The organism is Leptolyngbya boryana PCC 6306 (assembly GCF_000353285.1).
GTDB classification, from domain to species: domain Bacteria; phylum Cyanobacteriota; class Cyanobacteriia; order Leptolyngbyales; family Leptolyngbyaceae; genus Leptolyngbya; species Leptolyngbya boryana.
Window position 1 is genome coordinate 2,352,376 of sequence record NZ_KB731324.1, and the last position, 20,176, is coordinate 2,372,551.

The 20,176-nt window shown below is 48.1% G+C and carries 17 protein-coding genes; 9 read left to right on the top strand and 8 right to left on the bottom strand.

Annotated elements, in window-relative coordinates; genetic code table 11:
* Positions 1-6 precede the first annotated feature (6 nt).
* Entirely contained in the window at positions 7-2,103 is a 2,097-nt protein-coding gene (gene ppsA / locus LEPBO_RS36880) for a phosphoenolpyruvate synthase (protein ID WP_144056190.1), read from the bottom strand.
* Between the two features lie 293 nt (positions 2,104-2,396).
* Between ppsA and LEPBO_RS0111845 the strand changes: the two genes are divergently transcribed.
* Both LEPBO_RS0111845 and LEPBO_RS0111850 read left to right on the top strand, forming a co-directional pair.
* A complete protein-coding gene (locus tag LEPBO_RS0111845; RefSeq protein ID WP_026148580.1) occupies positions 2,397-3,062 on the top strand; it encodes an NAD(P)H-dependent oxidoreductase in 666 nt (221 codons plus the stop codon).
* A 260-nt stretch (positions 3,063-3,322) separates the two neighbouring features.
* The gene (locus tag LEPBO_RS0111850; RefSeq protein WP_017287781.1) at positions 3,323-4,240 is read left to right on the top strand and encodes an NAD(+) kinase; all 918 of its coding nucleotides are present in this window, start codon (positions 3,323-3,325) and stop codon (positions 4,238-4,240) included.
* Here the strand turns inward: LEPBO_RS0111850 and LEPBO_RS0111855 are convergent.
* Entirely contained in the window at positions 4,237-5,337 is a 1,101-nt protein-coding gene (locus LEPBO_RS0111855) for a glycosyltransferase (RefSeq protein ID WP_017287782.1), read from the bottom strand. The genes LEPBO_RS0111850 and LEPBO_RS0111855 overlap by 4 nt on opposite strands.
* Positions 5,338-5,493: 156 nt before the next feature.
* Between LEPBO_RS0111855 and LEPBO_RS0111860 the strand changes: the two genes are divergently transcribed.
* Entirely contained in the window at positions 5,494-6,336 is an 843-nt protein-coding gene (locus LEPBO_RS0111860) for a M48 family metalloprotease (RefSeq protein WP_017287783.1), read from the top strand.
* 33 nt (positions 6,337-6,369) lie between these two features.
* Entirely contained in the window at positions 6,370-6,909 is a 540-nt protein-coding gene (locus LEPBO_RS0111865) for a DUF456 family protein (RefSeq protein ID WP_017287784.1), read from the top strand.
* Here LEPBO_RS0111865 and LEPBO_RS36885 read toward each other — a convergent pair.
* Together LEPBO_RS36885 and nfi are read right to left on the bottom strand one after the other, a co-directional pair.
* Positions 6,833-7,234 carry a hypothetical protein gene (locus LEPBO_RS36885; RefSeq protein WP_017287785.1) on the bottom strand — a complete coding sequence of 134 codons (402 nt, stop codon included), beginning with the start codon at positions 7,232-7,234 and terminating at the stop codon, positions 6,833-6,835. The two genes, LEPBO_RS0111865 and LEPBO_RS36885, sit on opposite strands and share 77 nt — an antisense overlap.
* Positions 7,235-7,329: 95 nt before the next feature.
* On the bottom strand, positions 7,330-7,989 hold the full coding sequence (gene nfi, locus LEPBO_RS0111875; RefSeq protein ID WP_017287786.1) for a deoxyribonuclease V: 660 nt from the start codon (positions 7,987-7,989) through the stop codon (positions 7,330-7,332).
* Between the two features lie 62 nt (positions 7,990-8,051).
* On the opposite strand from nfi, the gene LEPBO_RS41745 reads away from it, so the two are divergent.
* The gene (locus LEPBO_RS41745; RefSeq protein WP_051077791.1) at positions 8,052-10,289 is read left to right on the top strand and encodes a bifunctional serine/threonine-protein kinase/ABC transporter substrate-binding protein; all 2,238 of its coding nucleotides are present in this window, start codon (positions 8,052-8,054) and stop codon (positions 10,287-10,289) included.
* Between the two features lie 179 nt (positions 10,290-10,468).
* Here the strand turns inward: LEPBO_RS41745 and LEPBO_RS0111885 are convergent, their stop codons facing one another.
* A complete protein-coding gene (locus LEPBO_RS0111885; RefSeq protein WP_017287788.1) occupies positions 10,469-10,816 on the bottom strand; it encodes a hypothetical protein in 348 nt (115 codons plus the stop codon).
* A 175-nt stretch (positions 10,817-10,991) separates the two neighbouring features.
* On the bottom strand, positions 10,992-13,172 hold the full coding sequence (locus LEPBO_RS0111890) for a BamA/TamA family outer membrane protein (RefSeq protein WP_017287789.1): 2,181 nt from the start codon (positions 13,170-13,172) through the stop codon (positions 10,992-10,994).
* Between the two features lie 176 nt (positions 13,173-13,348).
* Between LEPBO_RS0111890 and LEPBO_RS0111895 the strand changes: the two genes are divergently transcribed.
* On the top strand, positions 13,349-14,137 hold the full coding sequence (locus tag LEPBO_RS0111895) for a cysteine hydrolase family protein (protein WP_017287790.1): 789 nt from the start codon (positions 13,349-13,351) through the stop codon (positions 14,135-14,137).
* A gap of 135 nt (positions 14,138-14,272) precedes the next feature.
* The gene (locus LEPBO_RS36895; RefSeq protein WP_017287791.1) at positions 14,273-15,295 is read left to right on the top strand and encodes an FG-GAP repeat domain-containing protein; all 1,023 of its coding nucleotides are present in this window, start codon (positions 14,273-14,275) and stop codon (positions 15,293-15,295) included.
* A gap of 85 nt (positions 15,296-15,380) precedes the next feature.
* On the opposite strand, the gene zds is transcribed toward LEPBO_RS36895, so the two are convergent.
* Positions 15,381-16,850: a 9,9'-di-cis-zeta-carotene desaturase gene (gene zds / locus LEPBO_RS0111905; protein ID WP_017287792.1), complete on the bottom strand. Its 1,470-nt coding sequence runs from the start codon at positions 16,848-16,850 to the stop codon at positions 15,381-15,383.
* A gap of 104 nt (positions 16,851-16,954) precedes the next feature.
* On the opposite strand from zds, the gene LEPBO_RS0111910 reads away from it, so the two are divergent.
* Positions 16,955-17,551 (top strand): hypothetical protein, encoded by a 597-nt coding sequence (locus tag LEPBO_RS0111910; protein WP_017287793.1) that lies wholly within the window; start codon positions 16,955-16,957, stop codon positions 17,549-17,551.
* Positions 17,552-17,599: 48 nt separating this feature from the next.
* Here LEPBO_RS0111910 and LEPBO_RS0111915 read toward each other — a convergent pair whose 3' ends face one another.
* Positions 17,600-18,511: an MvdC/MvdD family ATP grasp protein gene (locus tag LEPBO_RS0111915; protein ID WP_017287794.1), complete on the bottom strand. Its 912-nt coding sequence runs from the start codon at positions 18,509-18,511 to the stop codon at positions 17,600-17,602.
* A gap of 130 nt (positions 18,512-18,641) precedes the next feature.
* On the opposite strand from LEPBO_RS0111915, the gene glcD reads away from it, so the two are divergent.
* Positions 18,642-20,111, top strand: a complete 1,470-nt coding sequence (glcD, locus tag LEPBO_RS0111920; RefSeq protein ID WP_017287795.1) for a glycolate oxidase subunit GlcD — start codon at positions 18,642-18,644, stop codon at positions 20,109-20,111.
* The last annotated feature ends 65 nt before the right edge of the window (positions 20,112-20,176 follow it).

Below are 20,176 nucleotides of genomic sequence, written 5' to 3' on the forward strand. Positions count from 1 at the left end.
CCTTGTCTACCCATAATACACTTGCAGCCCATTTTCGCCACGAGTCAAACCGTATTTTGCCATCTCGGCTAGGACTCGTTTTCCTTCTTCGGGCGTTCGACAGAACGGAATCATCAGAATCACATTCGTCAATCCCATCTGATCTCGAACTCGCTTCATGGCTTGACATTCCAAGGCGAAGCCTTCTTGATACCGCTCATCATAGTAACGAGAAGCTCCACGCCAGCCAATCATCGGGTTTTCTTCGCGGGGTTCAAACTGCCGTCCACCAAGTAAGTTCGCATACTCATTGCTCTTGAAGTCCGACATGCGAACAATCACAGGTTTCGGATAGAACGCAGCCGCGATCGTGCCAATTCCATAGGCTAACTTATCGACAAAGAACTGAGATTTGTCGTCGTATCCGGGAGTGAGTGCTGCAATTTGAGCTTGGGCAACGCGATCGTCTAGCTCATCAAAGTAAATCAATGCGAGTGGATGCGTTTGAATTTGATTGGCAATGATAAACTCCAAGCGTGCTAGCCCAACACCATCGTTTGGAATGGCAGCAAGACTAAAGGCTTCCTGAGGATTGCCGACATTCATCAAAATGTCGGTTTTGGTCTGCGGTAAGGTTTCTAACTCAACTTCATTGATTTCAAACGGGATCATTCCCGCATAGACTCGCCCGGTTTCGCCTTCTGCACAACTTACGGTAATCGTTTGACCCGTATAGATTTGAGTCGTCGCATTGCCGCAGCCGACGATCGCTGGAATCCCCATTTCTCTTGCAATGATTGCCGCATGACAAGTTCGACCGCCTTGATTCGTCACGATCGCGCTTGCTTTTTTCATGATGGGTTCCCAGTCTGGATCAGTCCGATTCGTCACCAAAACATCCCCAGTTTGAAATTGATCAAGCTGATGCACATCAAGAATCACTCGTGCTTTACCTTGCCCGATCATTTCACCGACAGCCCGCCCCGTGATCATGGGTTCTGGAGGCGTAGCGACTAACCGATACGTGCGCAGAATTTGCTGAGTCTTTTGTGATTGCACCGTTTCGGGTCTAGCTTGCACAATAAACAGTTCGCCTGTGATGCCATCTTTTGCCCATTCAATGTCCATCGGCGTCGGAACGCCACGCACTTGTGAATAGTGGTCTTCAATGATGCAAGCCCAGTTTGCGAGTTGCAGAATCTCCTCATCTGCGATCGCAAATTGCTGCCGTTGTTCGAGTGAAACCGAGCGATTCTTCGTCGATTTAGTTCCACCGAGGTCATAGACCATCTTGATCTCTTTAGAACCCAGTCGTTTGTCTAGAATCGGACGATAGCCTTGTTTCAACGTCGGTTTGAAGACAACATACTCGTCAGGATTGACGGCTCCTTGCACCACGTTTTCGCCTAAACCGTAGGCTGCCGTGATCAACGCTGCATCTCTAAATCCCGTTTCAGTATCGATCGAGAACATCACGCCCGACGCAGCAAGGTCTGAACGCACCATTTTTTGCACCCCGACTGATAGTGCAATTTCTAAGTGATCAAAGCCGCGCAGTTGACGGTAAGAAATTGCGCGATCGGTAAAGATCGATGCAAAACATTTATGGCAAGCTTCCAGTAAACTCGGCAAACCATGAATGTTCAAATAGGTTTCTTGTTGTCCTGCAAAACTGGCATCTGGCAAATCTTCTGCGGTCGCACTTGAGCGGACTGCTACATCGGTATCTGTTCCATATTCCTCACAAAGCGTTTGGTAAGCATTCGCGATCGCTTGTTCTAATTCGACCGGGAAAGGAGTTTGGAGAATTAGCGATCTTGCTTTTCTGCCCCGTTCTTGCAAATTTTGCACATCTTCGACATTCAAATCCGCGAACAGTTGACGCAGTTGTGTTTCTAATCCTGCACCTGCAATGAAAGAGCGGTAAGCAAATGCGGTCGTCGCAAATCCATTGGGAACATTCACGCCTTTGGATGTAAGTTGTTGAATCATTTCACCGAGTGAAGCATTCTTGCCGCCGACGATGGGAATATCTGCAATTCCAACTTGCTGAAATGGCAACACCAGCGCTTGCGCTTTGGTGGATTCATTGATGAGGGAGTTCGATACTTGAGCTTCTAGCATAATTGCACTTCCCAACGGAATGTATCGGATAGGCTTCAAACCTGCTGAATTTATAGAAAAAAAGTTTGAGGAACTTGTGAGGAAAAAATCAGCAGCCCCTGTCCTACATACCTTGGGAATGAAAGACTTGCCACTGCACCTTATCTGGCTCGATTGTCATAGTGTGTTGATAATCCATAAAAGAGAACCCTTTTCCCAATAGATAGCTCATCACTAGACAAGTAACAGTTGTACTCAGAATCGATAGCAAATACGATACTGTAGAGTCAGAAATTAGAAGAATGGCAGGTTTTATGTCAACTACGTCTGAGATCGCATCCCCACAATTCGCGCTAGAGCACTTGCAATGGCGGTATGCTACGAAGCAATTTGATCCTGCTAAGAAGATTCCGACCGAAACCTGGAACGTCCTCGAACAGAGTCTAGTCCTCTCACCCTCTTCCTTTGGTTTACAGCCTTGGAAATTTCTAGTCATTCGCAATCTAGAACTTCGCCAACAACTGCTGGAGCATTCTTGGGGACAGAAGCAAGTTGTCGATGCCTCTCATCTCGTTGTATTCGCAATCCAGAAAAACATTGATGCCGCATACGTCGATCGCTATATTGTGCGGATGGCTGAAGTTCAACAAGTGCCTGTAGAGTCACTCCAAGGATTTGCTAAGGTCGTCAAAGGCTTCCTTGACCAGCGCCCCTCTCCTTCAGATGTGCAGGCTTGGGCTACCCGCCAAGTCTATATTGCCCTGGGGCAGTTTATGACGACTGCTGCAATGTTGGAAATCGATACTTGCCCAATGGAAGGATTTGTTCCAGCCAAGTATGACGAGGTGTTGGGATTGAGTGAACAAGGATACGCTTCCGTTGTGCTTTGTCCTACGGGCTATCGGTCTGCTGAGGATAAGTATGCAGCCAAACCGAAAGTGCGGTTTGCAACTCAGGAGGTTGTTCAAAACCTCGACTAGGAGAGCTGTAGCAGAACTGAGAATGCAATTGTTGAGAACACAATTCTAGGGTAAGAGACTTTTCAAATTTCCACCTTCTTGTTGCTTAGACGATAAACGGGTTCCTTGAAAAATTCGTTTTTATAGAGAAGAGATGTAGAAACGCGGGACGATAAGCTTCATTCTTCTCAATAGCGTCTATTTTTCGAGGTGCCCTTTCGTTTTCCAAGGCGGATTATGGCTGCACAATAAGAAGCAGTCCTAAACTTCGATCGAGTCCTGTGCAGTTAAAACAAGTTCTGATTATTCACAAATCCGGTGATGCGCTCAGCCAACGATGGGCGAAAAAGTGTGCTGAAGCGTTAGAAAAGCGGGGTTGCAACGTCCTCATGGGACCAAGTGGTCCGAAAGACAATCCCTATCCTGTATTTCTAGCCTCCGTGTCTCTGCCGATCAATCTCGCTGTCGTACTTGGGGGAGATGGAACCGCATTGTCTGCTGCTCGGAATTTAGCCTCTGATGGCATTCCGATTTTAGCGGTGAATGTTGGGGGACATTTAGGCTTTCTGACCGAATCACCCGATGATTTTGACAGTGAGACGATTTGGGATCGATTAGAAGCCGATCGCTATGCCGTGCAGACCCGAATGATGCTTCAAGCAACCGTACATGAAGGAAATCGCACAAATTTAGAGCCTGTCAGCGATCGCTTTCTCGCCTTAAATGAGATGTGTATTAAGCCTGCATCTGCCGATCGTATGATTACCTCAATTTTAGAAATGGAAATTGATGGAGAAGTCGTCGATCAGTATCAAGGCGATGGACTGATTATTTCAACGCCGACCGGATCAACGTGTTATACCGTTGCAGCGAATGGTCCAATCATTCATCCCGGTATGGCAGCGATCTCCGTTACGCCGATTTGTCCCCTGAGTTTATCTAGTCGCCCGATTTTGATTCCGTCTGGATCAGTCGTGAGTATTTGGCCTTTGGCAGATTATGACTTGAGTACAAAACTTTGGATGGACGGAGTGCTGGCAACTTCGATTTGGCCTGGACAGCGGGTGGATATTCGGATGGCAGCAGAAGAAGCAAGATTTATCGTGCTGCGCGAAAATTACTCTTACTACCAGACGTTACGCGAGAAATTACAATGGGCAGGTGCTAGAATTCACTACCACAATAATCATCGCAATTAGATTACTTCTAGATAGCGATCAACCGCTTGTTCAATACTGAAATCATCGGCGCGAAATTTTAGCAGTCTCGGTGAGATGGGATGTTGAATTGAATTTTTCATCGCAGCAGCCATTGCTACTGGATCTGCGATCGGAACAATTTGCCCAAACTCGCCGCCAGATAAAATCTCATCTACGCCTGATCGGCACTGAGTTGCAATCACTTGACACCCACATGCCATCGCTTCAATCAAGACGGTCGGCAGAGCTTCCCAGCGCGAGGATAAAACAAAAGCAGTGGCGCGACTCATATATTGGTAGGGATTATAAACAAAGCCTGGAAGCTCGACATCGGCTTGTAACCCTAAGGATTGGATTTGAGCTTCTAACTGAGATCTCAAAGCTCCATCTCCTAAAATCACCAATCGAGCTGGCATCTCTTGTCGCAAAATTGAGAACGCTCGAATCAGCGTCGTAAAATCCTTTTGCGCTGCGAATCTTCCGGCTCCCAGAAAGACCGGAATCTCATCGGATGCAAACCAGGGATGATCTAGGTCTGATTGCGCTTGTTCAGTGAGACGAGAATTGACGACCGCATTTGCGATCGCCAGCACATTCGTGAGATTGTACTTACTTCTCAATTCTGCACCGATTTGCTGAGACACAGAAATCACAGCATCCGCATGTGGATAGAGCACTCGAATCAGCAGTGGGAGAAGTTTACTGTGAGGTTCACCGTCATGTTCATCGGTAGAGAGGGCAAGATGCTCCACCAGAACCAGTTTTGGGGCTGGAAACGTGAGAAATTTGCTGAGGGTCACGATCGCATTTGCAAAACACAAATTCGAGATCAAGGTTTTGGGTTGAACACGCCGAAGGTAATGAAGCAACGGAAACAACAGCTTGATCATACTAGACGTGCGGGCGGTGACAGGAGTCTGCAGATCAATCACATTCACCTGCTTCGACAAATCTGATAAAACAAATTGCGCAGAAGATGCGAGCAGTAAATCAATTTCAAACCCTCTAGCAATCAGTCCTTCGGCTAAATTAAAGATAACTCTCGTGTCGCCAGTCATCTTATTACCGGCTAGCAAAATTGCAATTCGATCGCTCATGTCTTTCCCTCATTTCTCAGTCTAGAGAGTGCCCGAACGATCTCAGTATCTAAAACGTTCATGCTAAAAATCATGAATTGCAGAGCAGAACACTTGATTTATCTGATCAGAGCATTTGAGAATTAATGGACTGCAAGTTTAAGACAGAGATCTGCTGTGAGTGTTTTAATTCGATTAATTTTGGGGCTGATCTTCGCGATCGGGGGATTGTTTAGCTACTACGGCAATACTAGCCAAAACCCAGTCACAGGCGAAAATCAGCGAGTCCAACTCACTCCTCGACAAGAAATTGTGCTCGGACTGCAAAGCCGTCAACAAATGGCAGCCAGGCACGGTGGATTATTTCCTGACCAGGGCTTGCAAACTTATATGGATGAGGTAGGACAGCGGATTGTACAGCGCTCTGATGCGTCAAAATCGCCTTATACCTATGAGTTTCACCTCTTACGCGATCCGAAAACCGTGAATGCTTTCGCTTTACCGGGTGGGCAAGTTTTTATCACAGCAGCATTGCTTGGACAAATGAAGTCAGAAGCACAGTTAGCAGCCGTATTTGGACATGAGATCGGGCATGTCGTGGGTCGGCATGGAGCAGAACATTTAGCAAAACAGCAGTTAGGAAGCGCGCTAGTCACAGCAGTCGGGGTGGCAGCCAGTGGGGGACAAGATGGCGGACAGGGCGCAGCTGCAATCGCACAAGCCACGAACCAGTTAGTGAATCTGCGCTACGGTCGCAATGATGAATCCGAAAGCGATCGCTTAGGACTCAAGTTTATGCTGGACGCAGGTTACGATCCCCGTGGCATTTTAGAAGTGATGCAGATTTTGGCAAAGAGTGCAGGGAGTGGACGACAGCCGGAGTTTCTCAGTTCTCATCCCGATCCCGGCAATCGGTTGCAGGCATTAAAAGCAGCAATTCAGAAACAATTTCCACAAGGATTGCCGAGAGATCTAGAAGATGGGCGCGATCGATTTGCTCAGGCAGTCTTGCGTAGATAGGGCGAGTTTGGATAGGTCAGACGGAGTAAAACTATGGAATTGACAGTGCTCTATTGGATATTGGTGGCAGTAATGGTGGTCGGAGTCGTAGGAGCAGTCGTTCCAGGGATTCCGGGGCCGAGTTTAATCTTAGTGGCAATTTTGCTGTGGTGCATTGTCACGAAATTTGCGATTCCGCTGCTGCCGCTCGGATTGATTTTTGTCGCCTTGCTGCTCAGTTCGGTTGTGGAATGGCTGGGATCTTACTGGGGTGCAAAACAGATCGGCGCAAGTCGGTGGAGCCAGATGGGGATGTTTATCGGGATGGCGATCGGCTTTTTTGGATTGCTGCCTGCACTGCCGCTCGGTGGACCGATCGCTGGAATTTTAGTCGGCGGATTGCTCGGGGGATTTATCGGTGAGTTTCTGTATCGCAGCGATTTGCCGACTTCAGAGCGGCTGAGAACGGCTGGACGAGTCACATTGGGAATTGGCTTTGGCGCACTGATTGGAAATCTTATTGAATTGGTTCTGGCGATCGCTGCGGTGGCAGTTTTTGTTTGGGTAACTTTGCCGTCGGTAATGTGGACATGATTCTGGGTTTGCCGTCTGCTACTCCAAAAGCATCACGCGGAGGTTTGAAAAAACTACAGACGGCTTCAGCGGTTCCGTCTTGCTCAAACAGTTCTAAAACTTTGTTGTCTTGAATCGTTGTTTTCGATCGACAATCGTCAATCTGTAAGGGTTTGACTGCGCCATCGACTTTGACGATCGCTCGGTATTCCCAATAGTTTTTAGCACTGCGCCGAATTGAAACAATGCAGACTTCCTGATCGTTGACTGGGCGACAGCGTTCAGCAGCGTAGGCGGGAAATGCAATGCTCAACCATAAAAGCAACGCAATCAGAAATCTTTTCACGGTTCTCAGCGACAAGTTGGAATTTGCTCGATCGTACAGGGTGCGCCGCCATCAATTCAAGCTTGCCGGTCGGGATATCTTTCGTGATCGAGCGATCACCCACTGGCTAACTTATGAGCATGTCGGGTGGTTTCTGGCAATCGATATTTTGTTGTACAACCCATTACATACGCGATCGCACTTTCTAAACGAATGCGATGTCCAGATGAAATATAAAGCGGTTTCGTTCCTGGACGAGTTCTGAGAACGGCTCCGATCGTGTTGCCTTTATAAATCAGAGGAACCCAAGCCCCGCGCTGATCCGGCGGTTCTTCGTGCTTGCCCACCAATCGAGACTTGCCGACTCCGATCGCGGGAAGATTCGTCAAGATCCCCAAATGACAGGCAATCCCAAACCGTCTCGGATGAGCTAACCCTTGACCATCACACAGCAACAAATCCGGGCTTGTCTTGACTTGCTCCAACGCATCTAGCACGGCTGGAACTTCACGAAATGAGAGAAAACCGGGAATGTAAGGAAAAGTAGTAGGGCGACGCGCGATCGCATGGTCACAGAACTCTAATTCGGGATACTTTAAGATCGCGACAGCAGCACGGGTAATCGTTCCCTCTGCTTCAAATCCGACATCGATCCCCGCCACATAGTTCACTGTCCCAAACTGATCGTCTGTGATCACTTCTTGGGATAGTTCTTGTTGAATGACGATCGCGGCTTCTGCGGTCAACACCCATTCGTGACGCTGTTCAATTTTCATGACTGGATGTGCCTGAACTTGTCGATCGACCTACAATGCCATTATCGCTTTTCAGGGCTGCAATGCTAGGACGTATACTCGACGCACGGTACAAAATTCTTCAACCCCTTGGCTCTGGTGGCTTTGGGCAAACGTACATCGCCGAAGACACTAAACGCCCCGGAAATCCTCGCTGTGTTCTCAAACATTTGAGTTTTTCGAGTCAAGATGAAGCCATTCTACGTCAAGTGCGGCGCATGTTCTTTGCAGAAGCAGAAACCCTGGAACGCTTGGGCAGACACGATCAGATTCCACGGCTTCTCGCTTATTTTGAAGAAGATCAAGAGTTTTATCTCGTTCAAGAATTCATTCAAGGGCATCCGTTGAGCGAAGAAATCGGCGGAGATCGCAGACTTGCAGAAGCACAAGTCGTTGACCTGGTTGAAGATGTGACTCAGGTTCTAGGATATGTGCATGAGCAAGGCGTGATTCATCGCGATTTGAAACCCGAGAATTTAATCCGGCGCGATCGCGATCAGAAACTCGTACTGATCGACTTTGGAGCCGTCAAAACGATCTTAGAATCGTCGATCGCAACTGAACCCGTTGATCTCAGTGTTCCAATCTATACGTCTGGCTATGCCGCCAGTGAGCAATGTTTAGGTCAGCCCCGATATAACAGTGATTTCTATTCGTTGGGCATGATTGCCATTCAGGCTTTGACTGGAGTACGCCCGTCTCAACTGGCTTACGATCCTAATACTCATAACTTGCTTTGGCGAGATCGCGTCACGGTCAGCCATGATTTTGCCGCCGTTTTAGAGAAGATGACGCAGTTTCACTTCAACGATCGCTATCAAACTGCGGCAGAAATCTTAGAGGCGCTCAATCAGGTCAAGTCCTCGATTTTTACGCAGATGCCAATTTCCGAGGCAAAAAATCGACTGCGATCGCCACAACCTGTCTTGAACAAGCCGTTGAAAATGAGCGCGATCGCGGCCGGACTCACTGCGATCATTGGCGCTTCAGCTTGGACACTGACCCGCAACACTCCAACCCCGACCGACCCACCCGGACAACGCGGGCAATTTCTCAGCGTTGGACAAACGTTACTCAGTCCAAACACACCGCCACAACCCTTGAAACAAGCGGCAATCGACAAAATGAAAAGCGGCGAGTTTGCAGAAGCCGTCAGTTTGTTTGAACAAGCCCACAAAATCGATCAGAGCGATCCTGAAACGCTGATCTATCTCAACAATGCGCGAATTGGTTCCGAGCAGGCAAATACGATCGCTGTCGTTCTGCCGATTCGGACAAATCCAACCGCTTCGGCTGAAGTCTTGCGAGGAATTGCTCAGGCACAAGATCGGATCAATCAAACGAAAGCGATGAAATTGAAAATCGCGATCGCGTCTGATGATGCGAATCCGGATCTCGCTCGCCAAATTGCGACCCAACTGGTTCGCGATCCGACCGTCTTGGGCGTGATTGGACATGGAACGAGCGATACGACGCTGGCAGCAGGCAAGATTTACCAAGAAGGAGAACTGGTTGCAATATCTCCGGTGAGTTCAGCCAAGAATTTATCCGGATTTAGTCGCTATGTGTTCCGCACAATGCCAAGCGATGAACTGCCAGCCAAGCGGCTCGTAAGTTATATGACCAAACAATTGAAGAAGCGAAAAGCTGCCGTCTTTTTCAATTCCAAAAATCTCTATAGCAAATCGCTGACAGAAGCATTCAAAGATGCACTCTACTATGCGGATAAAGGTAAGGTCGTGCATGAAGTGGATTTGAGTAATCCTGCGATCGAAGTTGCAGAAAACGTTGCCCAAGCGATGAAAAAAGGCGCAGAAGTGATTTTCTTGGCTCCGAATGCAGAATTGCTCGATCGCACTCTACTTATCATTAATGCCAATCAGAAACGTCTGCCCATTCTCGCAGGAGATGCGTTGTACAATTCTCGAATTTTGACTGAGTTAGGAAGCGCAGCGAGTGAAATGGTTGTGGCGATTCCTTCGGCACAGACTCAGCTTCAGAATTCGCCCTTTGAACAGCAAGCGAAATCCGTCTGGGGGCGTGCCCCAGGCTGGCGATCGGCGTTAGGTTACGATGCGACGCAAGCCATGATCGCTGCACTGCAAAAAGCCCCAACGCGAAATGGTATTCGAGCGACACTTTCAACCCCAAGCTTTACCACAATTGGGGCAGTTCAGTCCGTCAGTTTTACCCCAGAAGGCGATCGTGAAACAGAAATTACGCTCGTGCGAGTCACAGGTGCGAAATCTGGCAAATTTATCTTTCAACCGATTCCGAAATAGCAGAGGGTTCGAGACTGCGTTCCTGTCCTGCACCGGGTTTTGAATCCGGTGCTAACTGTGCGAACTCCCTCAAGGGACTCCCGAACCTAGCTAATGGCTTAGAGATACAGTCTCTTCAGAGACTTCGTTCGATGAGCACGGGGTTTCTAACCTCGCGCGGGGTTATTTCAATGGCTGAACTAATTCAATGGCTGTACCACAGGCGCAGGTGCGACTTGAGGCTGAGTTTGCAGCATTTGGCGACGTTTATTGAGAAACTCTGCTGTTGCAGCGTCTAGGCTTTCTCGCTGCTGTTGACGAAAAGCTTCGGGATCAACGCTACCTTGCGAAACTCGTTGAATCAAGTCCATCAGACTGCTCGTTGCGTTATCGCCTCGGTTGTTGAATAAGTTGCTGAGCGAATCTTGAGATTGGGGATCTCTGAGCAGATCAGCACTGCTCGGAGCTTGTTGGGCATGTGAGGGAGCAGCGATCATTGCTATTCCAAACCCTGCAATCAAACCGAGCGCGAATTTTTTCTTAGACATGACACTGAACTCCACAGGATGGTTTTTGTAAGTTGCCCTATCGATATTTTACAAACGACGAAATCTTTTGAAAATTTCTCCTGAAAAATTGTTGAAACAGCGATCGACTTAATTTAGCGCTTCTCTATCAGTTCTAAATCAATTGTGAAGTGGGGAGTGGTTTTGGATCGCGATTTTAGAATTTCTCCCCGAATCCAAATTGGAAACGCCCTTCGCCTTGATCGTTAATTCCATAGCCTGCTCGAATTGTTCCCAGAGGCGACTTTAAGCGAATCCCTAAGCCAAACCCAAAACCAGTTCCCGGACGATTCCGAACAATGCCAGGTTCACCTAACACTGTATCTGCAGATCCGAGATCAGACGCAAAGTCGGCAAACACGGCTCCGCCAATGATGCTGTAAATCGGGAAGCGATACTCTGCCGAAGCTAAAACAAAACTCCGTCCGACTCCAACTTCTCCGACTCCATACCCTCGAACTGAATTGGGGCCGCCGAGCGTATAGGCATTGTAGGGCGGCAAATCTCCGATCGTGGTTCCTGCCTGCACATTAAATGCCAACACTTCTGGCTGTTGCTGCGTTTTTTCTAAATTAAAGAAATTTACTGGCATATACTGCGAGTAGTTCGCTTGCAGACGATTCGAGAGAATATTTCCTCGACCGATCGGAATCGATTGCTCGGTACTGAGCGTCAAAATCGAACCACTTGACGGATCGATCGCACTATTGCGCTGATCTCGAACGGCTGTAAAACTGAGCGTCGTCAGATCATCAATCCCAGTACCACTCCAGGAAAGCGGTGCGCCATTTGCATCGCGTCGCGCGACATCACCATCGCGATCGCGAATACTCACTCGCGTATAGTTCAAGCCCAACGTTCCATCCCAACCATTCCCAATTGGACGATTGACCGCAACGGTTCCCCCAAATCGACCTTCTCTTGGGCGATCGCCATTCGCTAATTCGCTCTGCTCGTCATCAAACACCCGCGACACCCCACGTCGCCGGAATCCGCTGATACTGTAGCCAAGCTTATCGGGTTCTGTCGCGCGATAAGGACTGACAAATCTGCCATCAAACTGTGCATCTTTTGTCCCGATCGAGGCATTCCCACTCAACTGTTGCCCAACTCCATTGAAGTTGTTATCGCTGTAGTTGAAGTTGCCAAAGATGCCTAAATCATCATTAAAGCCACCGCTGACATTTAAGGCACGACTGCGCGCCTCAGTCAGGTTATACACGACCGTGGTTTGACGGGCATCGCCTTCGAGTGAAACCCGCCCATTTGTAAACAGTCCTGTTTGCAAAATGCGCTGAAGATCTTGACGAGCCGCAGATTCTTGAAAGATCTGACCGGGCTTTAGTTGGATCTGATTGCGTAGAAAACTTTCGCGGGTTCTGCCGCGCACAGGTTCACCTTGATCATTAACCAGTCTGCCTTGCTCATCCGTAAAGCGAATTTGAATATCGCTCACTGCCCCTTCTGCAACTTCCAGCGTTAAGACTCCATCCCGACTCGGAACGACCCCAATCACACGCGCTAAAGTGAATCCATTCTGGCGATACCAAGCATTGATTTGACGAATGCTTTCATTAATTGCTGTTGGGCTGACGGGCGCGCCAAGTTGTGATTGGAAAAATTGATTAGCGATCGCAGGTGTCAACGCCTGAGCATTCACCAAATTCACTGTGCGTACTGTCGTCGGTTGCACTTGAAACGTCACACTCAATCCATTCGGATTCGCCTGAGTCGTAAAGTTTGCCGTACTAAACAGCCCCGTTTCTAAAATGGCGGCGATATCGCTCTCGAGCTGAGGAGTACTAACATTTCCGCCCGCTTGAGTGCGGATCTTAGAGCGAATGATCGATTGCAGTTCCGAATCTGCGCCCACGATTTGCACATCGGTTGCTGTGAGAACGAGATTAGCAGGAACCGGAGCCGGGGTTGCAGGAGTCGGGGTTGGACGCGGCGGAGTTTGGCGAGGAGCAGTTTGAGCGGTTGAGGCAGGCGAACGACTCGGAACGATCCACTCTTGCGTCGGAGAAACGGGTTGATAGGTCTGCTCAAATTGGGCTTGAGCAAGTTGGGAAGGGCGCGAAAATTCTGGAGCCGCGACAGGAGTTGCGATCGCAGGAACGAGTTGAGCGGAGCGCGAAAATTCTGGAGCCGCGATCGCTTGCTTAACAGCAGCACTCTTCGGACTCGGAGCGTCTGAAACGCTCTGCGTCTGAGTAGACTCAGCTTCAATCGGAACAATTTCATCGAGATTCGTCGCGCTCGTTGCTGCTGCTGTTTGCGCGAGATCTGATATGGAAATTAATCCGATCGTACAAGCCGTTAATGTAGAAATTCGCATTGCTAAACTCACAGAATTAGAGCACTCAATTCAACAATCAGAAGCCAAGATTTAAGAGTAGTTGTATCAGAAAATTGAGCTGATCTCACGGATGAATTCGTGATCCCTCGAACAGCTTTGTGATCAAAAGTTGTAGTACCTATTGAAGAAGAATTGAAACCTAGAGTTCCCCAAATATGAATGAGCCGATGTATCCACTCGGTCTTCCACCGAATGCCTGGTATGTGAATTCCACGATCGCAGATCTAACTCGATCTCCTATTCCTCCTCAAATCATTACGGTCGAAACCGCAACAAAAAAAATACGATTAGACCTAAACAAATCTGCATTGATTGTCATCGATATGCAGAATGATTTTTGTCACCCGGATGGATGGTTAGCCCATATCGGAGTGGATGTTACCCCTGCACGATCGCCAATTGTGCCGATTCAACAATTTCTACCGATCGCGCGACAAGTTGGTCTATCGATCGTTTGGGTCAATTGGGGAAACCGTCCTGACTTACTGAATATTAGCCCCGCAACACGATATGTCTACAATTCAGACGGACAAAGTGTAGGACTCGGCGATCCGCTCCCGAAAAATCAGGCTCCTGTTTTACAAAAAGATAGTTGGGCGGCAGCGATCGTCGATGAACTTCAACCGATAGAAGGTGATATTCAAATCGATAAATATCGAATGAGTGGATTTTGGGATACACCGCTGGATAGTATTCTGCGAAATTTAGGAAAAACGACGCTATTTTTTGCAGGCGTAAATGCAGATCAGTGTGTGATGGCAACTCTACAAGATGCAAATTTCTTAGGATACGATTGCATTTTGTTAGAAGATTGCACGGCAACAACTTCGCCGGATTTTTGTTGGCAAGCCACTCTGTATAATGTCAAACAATGCTTTGGATTTGTATCCAGTTCCATCTCTGTTTTGAATGGGATAAAATCCGGGGTTAAAGATAAAAATTAACTGATTAGCTCTCATCACTTTACATCTGCCTGCTGAATTCATGATTGAGTTCATCACGGAGTCCATCACTCTGATACTCAAGCAACGGAATTCCAGCGTGCCATCTTGTTGCTGAGTTCCTATGTGAGGAGAAGTATGACATTTTTTGATAGTTTGAATTCGTTCAAAGCACCTGATTTTAATGGAGATGGGCGGACTGATTTATTCAGTTTTGATCTCACGACACGCATTCCAGAAATTAATTTATCAGCCAATATCAGAACGAGTGCATCAAGTCCGATCTTCTTCATTCCAGAAGGTTGGCAGACTCCAAAATATGGCGACTTTAATCAAGACGGTAAAACGGATCTCGTTTGGCGAAATCCCAAAACTGGAGAAAATGCAATTTGGCTGATGGATGGAACTTCATCCTTGGATGCCCAATGGCTTGATTCTCTGCAAGGTACATGGACAGAAGTGATCGGCGATTTTGACGGCAACGGAACCAGCGATTTGTTTTGGTATAACTCTACGACTGGGGAGTTCCAGATCTGGGCAATGAATGGGGCGCAGCGTGTGAAACGCTCGATCGCTCAGATTGAACCGGGTTGGGAACCTGCTGCTGTAAATTTTATAAGTGATCATCGCCATGAATTATTCTGGCGCAATCCGTTGACAGGACAGAATGCGGTCTGGACAATCGATCCGCAGACGCTGAGTACTTCCGGAGAATGGATTGAGACGAAGTCTCCGACCTGGAACTATGAAATGATTGACTACAACGGAGATGGGCGCAGTGATCTGTTTTGGCGCGATCGCTTAACCGGACAAAACCAAATTTGGCTTTGGACAAGCGACAGTCTGCAACCTGATCCAATCGCGATCGATTTACCCAGCACAAGCAGGGATTTTGTGATCAAAACGGGCGATTTTGATGGCAATCACAAAACAGATTTTCTCGTTCGCAATCCAAGTACAGGCGAGAATCAAATCTGGCGCGCCGGAGACATCGAAGTGCAAATTTCCGATATTCCAGCGCAGTCTGCTACATTCTTTCCCGAAATTGGAGATTACAACGGCGATCGGTTTTCAGATATTCGTTGGGTCAGTGTGACGGGTCAGGAAAATGTGATTTGGTTCAGCGATGGGAAACTACCTCAGTCAATAGCAACCGAGTAAATCTGATGGGAGATAGGGCAAAGCTCTAAAATCATGGCTGTTTCTCCCCGTCTCCCCGTCCCACAAGATGGATGCAACCGATCGCTTAATACTTAAACAATCCAACCCCTTGAACTTTATAGCCCGTCGGTTCCAGAATTTTCTGAGCCGCCTGCTTGCCTGAAATCGTTGCACCTTCCATGCTATCGATATAGTCCTGTTGGGTGTAACTGCCTGCTAAGAAGAAATTCTCGATCGGCGTTTTTTGCGAAGGACGATAGGGATCTTTTCCGGGTTCTTCACGGTACAGCGACTGTGCTAGCTTCACCACGTTAAACCAGGTCATATTCAGTTCGCGCGAGGAAGGAAACAGATCATGAATTTGCTTGAGAGCATGTTGAGCAATGTCTTCATTACTCATTGGCACAAACGGATCACCCGGCGTGAGCACGACTTGCATCAAAGAGCCTTGACCTTCTCGGTAGTAATCTTTCGGACTCGTCAGCGCTAGATCTGCAAAACAAGAAAAATCTGCGTCCGAACTGTAGAGCAAGTTATCAATTCCTGCTGCATGGTCAACTTGCTTTCTCGCGGCTGGATCATTCATTTCTGTCACCCAGCCATCAAATCTCATTTGCACTGTTGCGACTGGAACTGCTTCGAGTTTGTAGATATTGTCAAACTCCTTGATACTGCGCCATTCCTGGGGAAGCAGTCTCTGAATTCCAGGAACATCACAGGCTGCAAGATAGGCATCAGCAGTAATAATCTCTTCTGTTTCACCATTCGCGATCGCAAGTCCAGTGACAGTCGTATTCGTCCCTTCACCTTCAAACAAAATGCGGCGCGTTTGTCTGCGGGTGTGAATCTTTGCGCCTCTCGCTTCCAAATAATCTACGATCGGCTTGTGCAAATATTCCGCAGGTGAGCCAGATAGCATGTTCAATTGCGACGCTTCTGTTTTCGCGGCGAACATCATAAAGATGGTTAACATGCAGCGTGCAGAAATATTTTCGGTATCGATGAAGCCGAGAGCGAGAGCGATCGGGTCCCACATTTTCTTCAAACTATTCTGAGAACCGCCATGACTGCGGAACCAATCAGCAAAGCTGACTCCATCCAAAGCGCGAATCATTTTCATCGCGGCATCGAAATTAATCAGCCCTGGAACAATCGGACTTGTGCCCAGCGCGATCGCGTTTTGCAATTTATCTTGAATCGTGAGTTGTCCGGTTGTAAAGAACGCCTTCAATCCGTGAAATGGCGCACCGACTAAGAAGCGAAAATCTAGCTTGCCAAGTTCACCGCCACGATTCACAAACGTGTGAACATGTTCTTTCGGCAGCAATTCTTGATATACGCCGACCTTTTTCATTAAGGCGAATAGATTCGCGTAATTGTTGAAAAACACATGCAATCCCATCTCAATGTGATTGCCATCCGCATCGATCCAACTGCCCACTTTCCCGCCGACAAACGATCGTGCTTCAAAGATTTCAACTTCGTGACCCGCATCGACTAATTCTACGGCTGCGGCTAATCCCGCTAATCCTGCCCCAACGATCGCAACACGCATTCGCTCATCTCACTGACATGACTTCATTAAGAAATTTTAACGCTGTTGTGTGATCAAATGTGGAAATTGAGGCATTCTAACGGGGTCGAATTTGTTCTCTGCTCATGGTTAAGGTTTTGTTACTCGTCGCAATGCTAGGATTTCTCACAAGCTGTACTCCTTTACCTACAAAGATCAGAGCCTACGTCGAGTCTCGTCCCGTTGATCCAACGCCCTACGAGAAACAAGGTTTGGTTGCAGTACAACCTGATGCACCCAAGCCTTCTGGATCTGAGATAAAGCTCCCGCCAACGGTCACAGTAAAACCGGGTCAGAAACTTTCTGAGGAAGAAATCAAGACTTTACTGACTCAAGCCGATGATAAAGCAGCGAGTGCTGCGAATCTTTCAAGAGTGGCGCAGTCGAAGGATGATTGGAGACTGGTGATCGATCGCTGGAAATTAGCGATCGATATTCTCAAACCTGCGGCGCAAATTCCTCGAATTCGCAAGCAATTGTCCGAGTATCAAACCAATTTGACAGCAGCACAGGTACAAGCCAGCACGAATCCAAGACAAATAGAAGCAACCGAGCGATCGACCAGTGATGGGATTCCCCTAACAATTCAAGCGCCTTCACCGTCGCCGTCGCCGTCTGCATCGCCATCTCCGACAGCATCTCCTTCATCGACAGCATCTCCGTCCCCATCTCCATCTCCCTAGAGTTGGTCAAGATTCTCACACTGTCAAACCTGCTCAAGCCGCAGCACATCAGTCTGAATTCAACAACAATTCAATCAACGCTTGCGTGATTGGAAATCCAGTCTGTTGTTCAAAGGCTAAGAAGGATGGATTGGGATTCGCTTCGAGAAAGAGATACTTGCCGCTCGGTGTTAATCTCCAATCAATCATCAGCCATTCCGCATCCAAGGCTTGAGCGATCGCAATTGCCTGCTGGCACATCGCTTTCGGAAAGATGATCGGAATGACTTTAACATCGTCATCCTCATGAAAATCCAATGCAGCACTGCAAATCTCGGCTGCATAAACCGTGTCACCAATGACATACGATCGAATATTCGCTCCGGCAATGTATTCGCACAGCGTCACAGGCGCAATTTTTAGACTCAATTTCAAGCGTTCAGGATTCAAGTGTTCTGCTGAAATGAGTTGGGTTCTAGCTCCGCCATAAATTGGTTTGAAGGTCGTTTTGGAATGTCGATAGACGAACTCTCGCACTGAAGTTGGATCATTCGTGACGATCGTATCGGGAAGGTTGACTCCTAATTGATGAAGTTTGCTGAGTTGCAGCGGTTTCTCGCGATGCAGTTGATACGCCTGTATGGGATTCACCCAGTGGATTGAAGGAATTTGAATCAGAGAGCGCACGAGCGCGATCGCATCTTGATACGCGGCTTTTTGCACCGATGCATGAGGTAATCTGGGCACTCGTACCCCGGCAAAATGTCGCCAGAACACACTGCGAATCTGGCTGACTGCTAAGTGCCGCCCATCTGCCAGACGCAATAAGCCTTCTTGAGATACGGGCGACCAAGTAATTTGTGCTTGGGTCGGAAACGTTGCCACATCCCAGTAGTGACAGACAATTCCCAATCGTTCTAAGGTTTGATACAGATGTGATGCATGAAGATCCGCGGCATGTCCCAAAATCAGCACGGTCATATAGATGTAAGTCAGAAGTTTGCCAGATTGAGAAGCAATCGACGGACAATTGATAGTTTCTATCTACGATCTTGTGACCCGAAATCAGGGTAATTTGGTACGTTAAGGATAACGTTGCACAGGAATGATCATGACGGCAGTAGTGACCCAACCCAATTGGCAAGCGATCGCACGCGAATTTGAAGCAGTTGTGGGAAAATCGGGGGTTGTGCAACGCCGCGAAGAACTTTTGGTTTATGAGTGTGATGGCTTGACGAGCTATCGAGAACGTCCCGCGATCGCAGTGTTACCGCGCACGACAGAAGAAGTCGCAGAAGTCGTGAAGATTTGCGCGCGCGCTTCGGTTCCCTTTGTAGCGAGAGGTTCAGGCACAGGACTGTCGGGTGGTGCTTTACCGATCGAGAACTGTGTCTTGATTGTCACCTCTTTGATGCGGAAAATCCTTCAGGTGGATTTGGAGAATCAGCGCGTGATTGTTCAACCGGGCGTGATCAATAGTTGGGTAACTCAGACGGTGAGTGGAGCCGGATTTTACTATGCACCCGATCCATCGAGTCAGATTATTTGTTCGATCGGCGGTAATGTAGCTGAGAATTCCGGCGGGGTGCATTGCCTGAAATATGGAGTGACGACGAATCATGTATTGGGTGTGAAGATTGTCACTCCCGAAGGCGCGATCGTGGATTTGGGCAGTGAGATTCCCGAATCGCCAGGATACGATCTCACCGGAGTGTTTGTTGGCTCAGAAGGAACGCTCGGAATCGCGACTGAAATCACGTTGAAAATCTTGAAAACACCGGAGTCGATTCGGGTGCTTTTAGCAGATTTTATGAGTGTTGAAGCAGCGGGAGCGACAGTTTCGGACATTATTAGTGCGGGCATCATCCCAGGCGGAATGGAAATGATGGATAACATGAGTATCAATGCAGTCGAAGATGTCGTCGCGACTGGGTGTTATCCACGTGATGCGACTGCGATTTTGCTGGTGGAAGTAGATGGCTTAGAAGTTGAAGCAGACTTGAACAGTCAGCGAGTCGCGGAGATTTGTAAAAAAAATGGAGCGCGAAATGTCACGGTAGCAACCGAGGCGGATGAGCGACTAACGATTTGGAAGGGACGAAAAGCAGCATTTGCAGCAATGGGTAAGATGAGTCCCGATTACTATGTGCAAGATGGCGTGATTCCGCGCACGAAGTTGGAATATGTGCTGCGTGAAATTGAAGCCTTGGGACAAAAGTTTGGCTACAACGTGGCAAATGTGTTTCATGCAGGCGATGGGAATTTGCATCCGTTGATTTTGTACAACAATGCAATTCCAGGCGCGTTAGAACAAGTCGAAGCGTTGGGTGGAGAGATTCTGAAGCTCTGTGTGAAAGTGGGGGGAAGTATTTCTGGAGAGCATGGCATTGGGGCGGATAAACGGTGCTATATGCCAGAGATGTTTTCGCCTGCGGATTTGGAGACGATGCAGTGGGTGAGATTGGCATTTGATCCACAGGGAATTGCTAATCCAACAAAGTTGTTCCCGACTCCTCGGACTTGTGGAGAAGCGGCTCAGGCGCATGGACAGAAGGTTTTTGAGGGCATTGAGCGGTTTTAGGTGAAGGTGCGATCGCAAATTGGAAAATAGCAATTGCCCTTCAGAAATGGCGCGCCAATTTTGAA

Bases quoted from the DNA above. Each gene is read 5' to 3' on its own strand.
- ppsA (WP_144056190.1), bottom strand. From the start codon at position 2,103: ATGCTAGAAGCTCAAGTATCGAACTCCCTCATCAATGAATCCACCAAA.
- LEPBO_RS0111845 (WP_026148580.1), top strand. From the start codon at position 2,397: ATGTCAACTACGTCTGAGATCGCATCCCCACAATTCGCGCTAGAGCAC.
- LEPBO_RS0111855 (WP_017287782.1), bottom strand. From the start codon at position 5,337: ATGAGCGATCGAATTGCAATTTTGCTAGCCGGTAATAAGATGACTGGC.
- LEPBO_RS0111865 (WP_017287784.1), top strand. From the start codon at position 6,370: ATGGAATTGACAGTGCTCTATTGGATATTGGTGGCAGTAATGGTGGTC.
- nfi (WP_017287786.1), bottom strand. From the start codon at position 7,989: ATGAAAATTGAACAGCGTCACGAATGGGTGTTGACCGCAGAAGCCGCG.
- LEPBO_RS41745 (WP_051077791.1), top strand. From the start codon at position 8,052: ATGCTAGGACGTATACTCGACGCACGGTACAAAATTCTTCAACCCCTT.
- LEPBO_RS0111885 (WP_017287788.1), bottom strand. From the start codon at position 10,816: ATGTCTAAGAAAAAATTCGCGCTCGGTTTGATTGCAGGGTTTGGAATA.
- LEPBO_RS0111890 (WP_017287789.1), bottom strand. From the start codon at position 13,172: ATGCGAATTTCTACATTAACGGCTTGTACGATCGGATTAATTTCCATA.
- LEPBO_RS0111895 (WP_017287790.1), top strand. From the start codon at position 13,349: ATGAATGAGCCGATGTATCCACTCGGTCTTCCACCGAATGCCTGGTAT.
- LEPBO_RS36895 (WP_017287791.1), top strand. From the start codon at position 14,273: ATGACATTTTTTGATAGTTTGAATTCGTTCAAAGCACCTGATTTTAAT.
- zds (WP_017287792.1), bottom strand. From the start codon at position 16,850: ATGCGTGTTGCGATCGTTGGGGCAGGATTAGCGGGATTAGCCGCAGCC.
- LEPBO_RS0111910 (WP_017287793.1), top strand. From the start codon at position 16,955: ATGGTTAAGGTTTTGTTACTCGTCGCAATGCTAGGATTTCTCACAAGC.
- LEPBO_RS0111915 (WP_017287794.1), bottom strand. From the start codon at position 18,511: ATGACCGTGCTGATTTTGGGACATGCCGCGGATCTTCATGCATCACAT.
- glcD (WP_017287795.1), top strand. From the start codon at position 18,642: ATGACGGCAGTAGTGACCCAACCCAATTGGCAAGCGATCGCACGCGAA.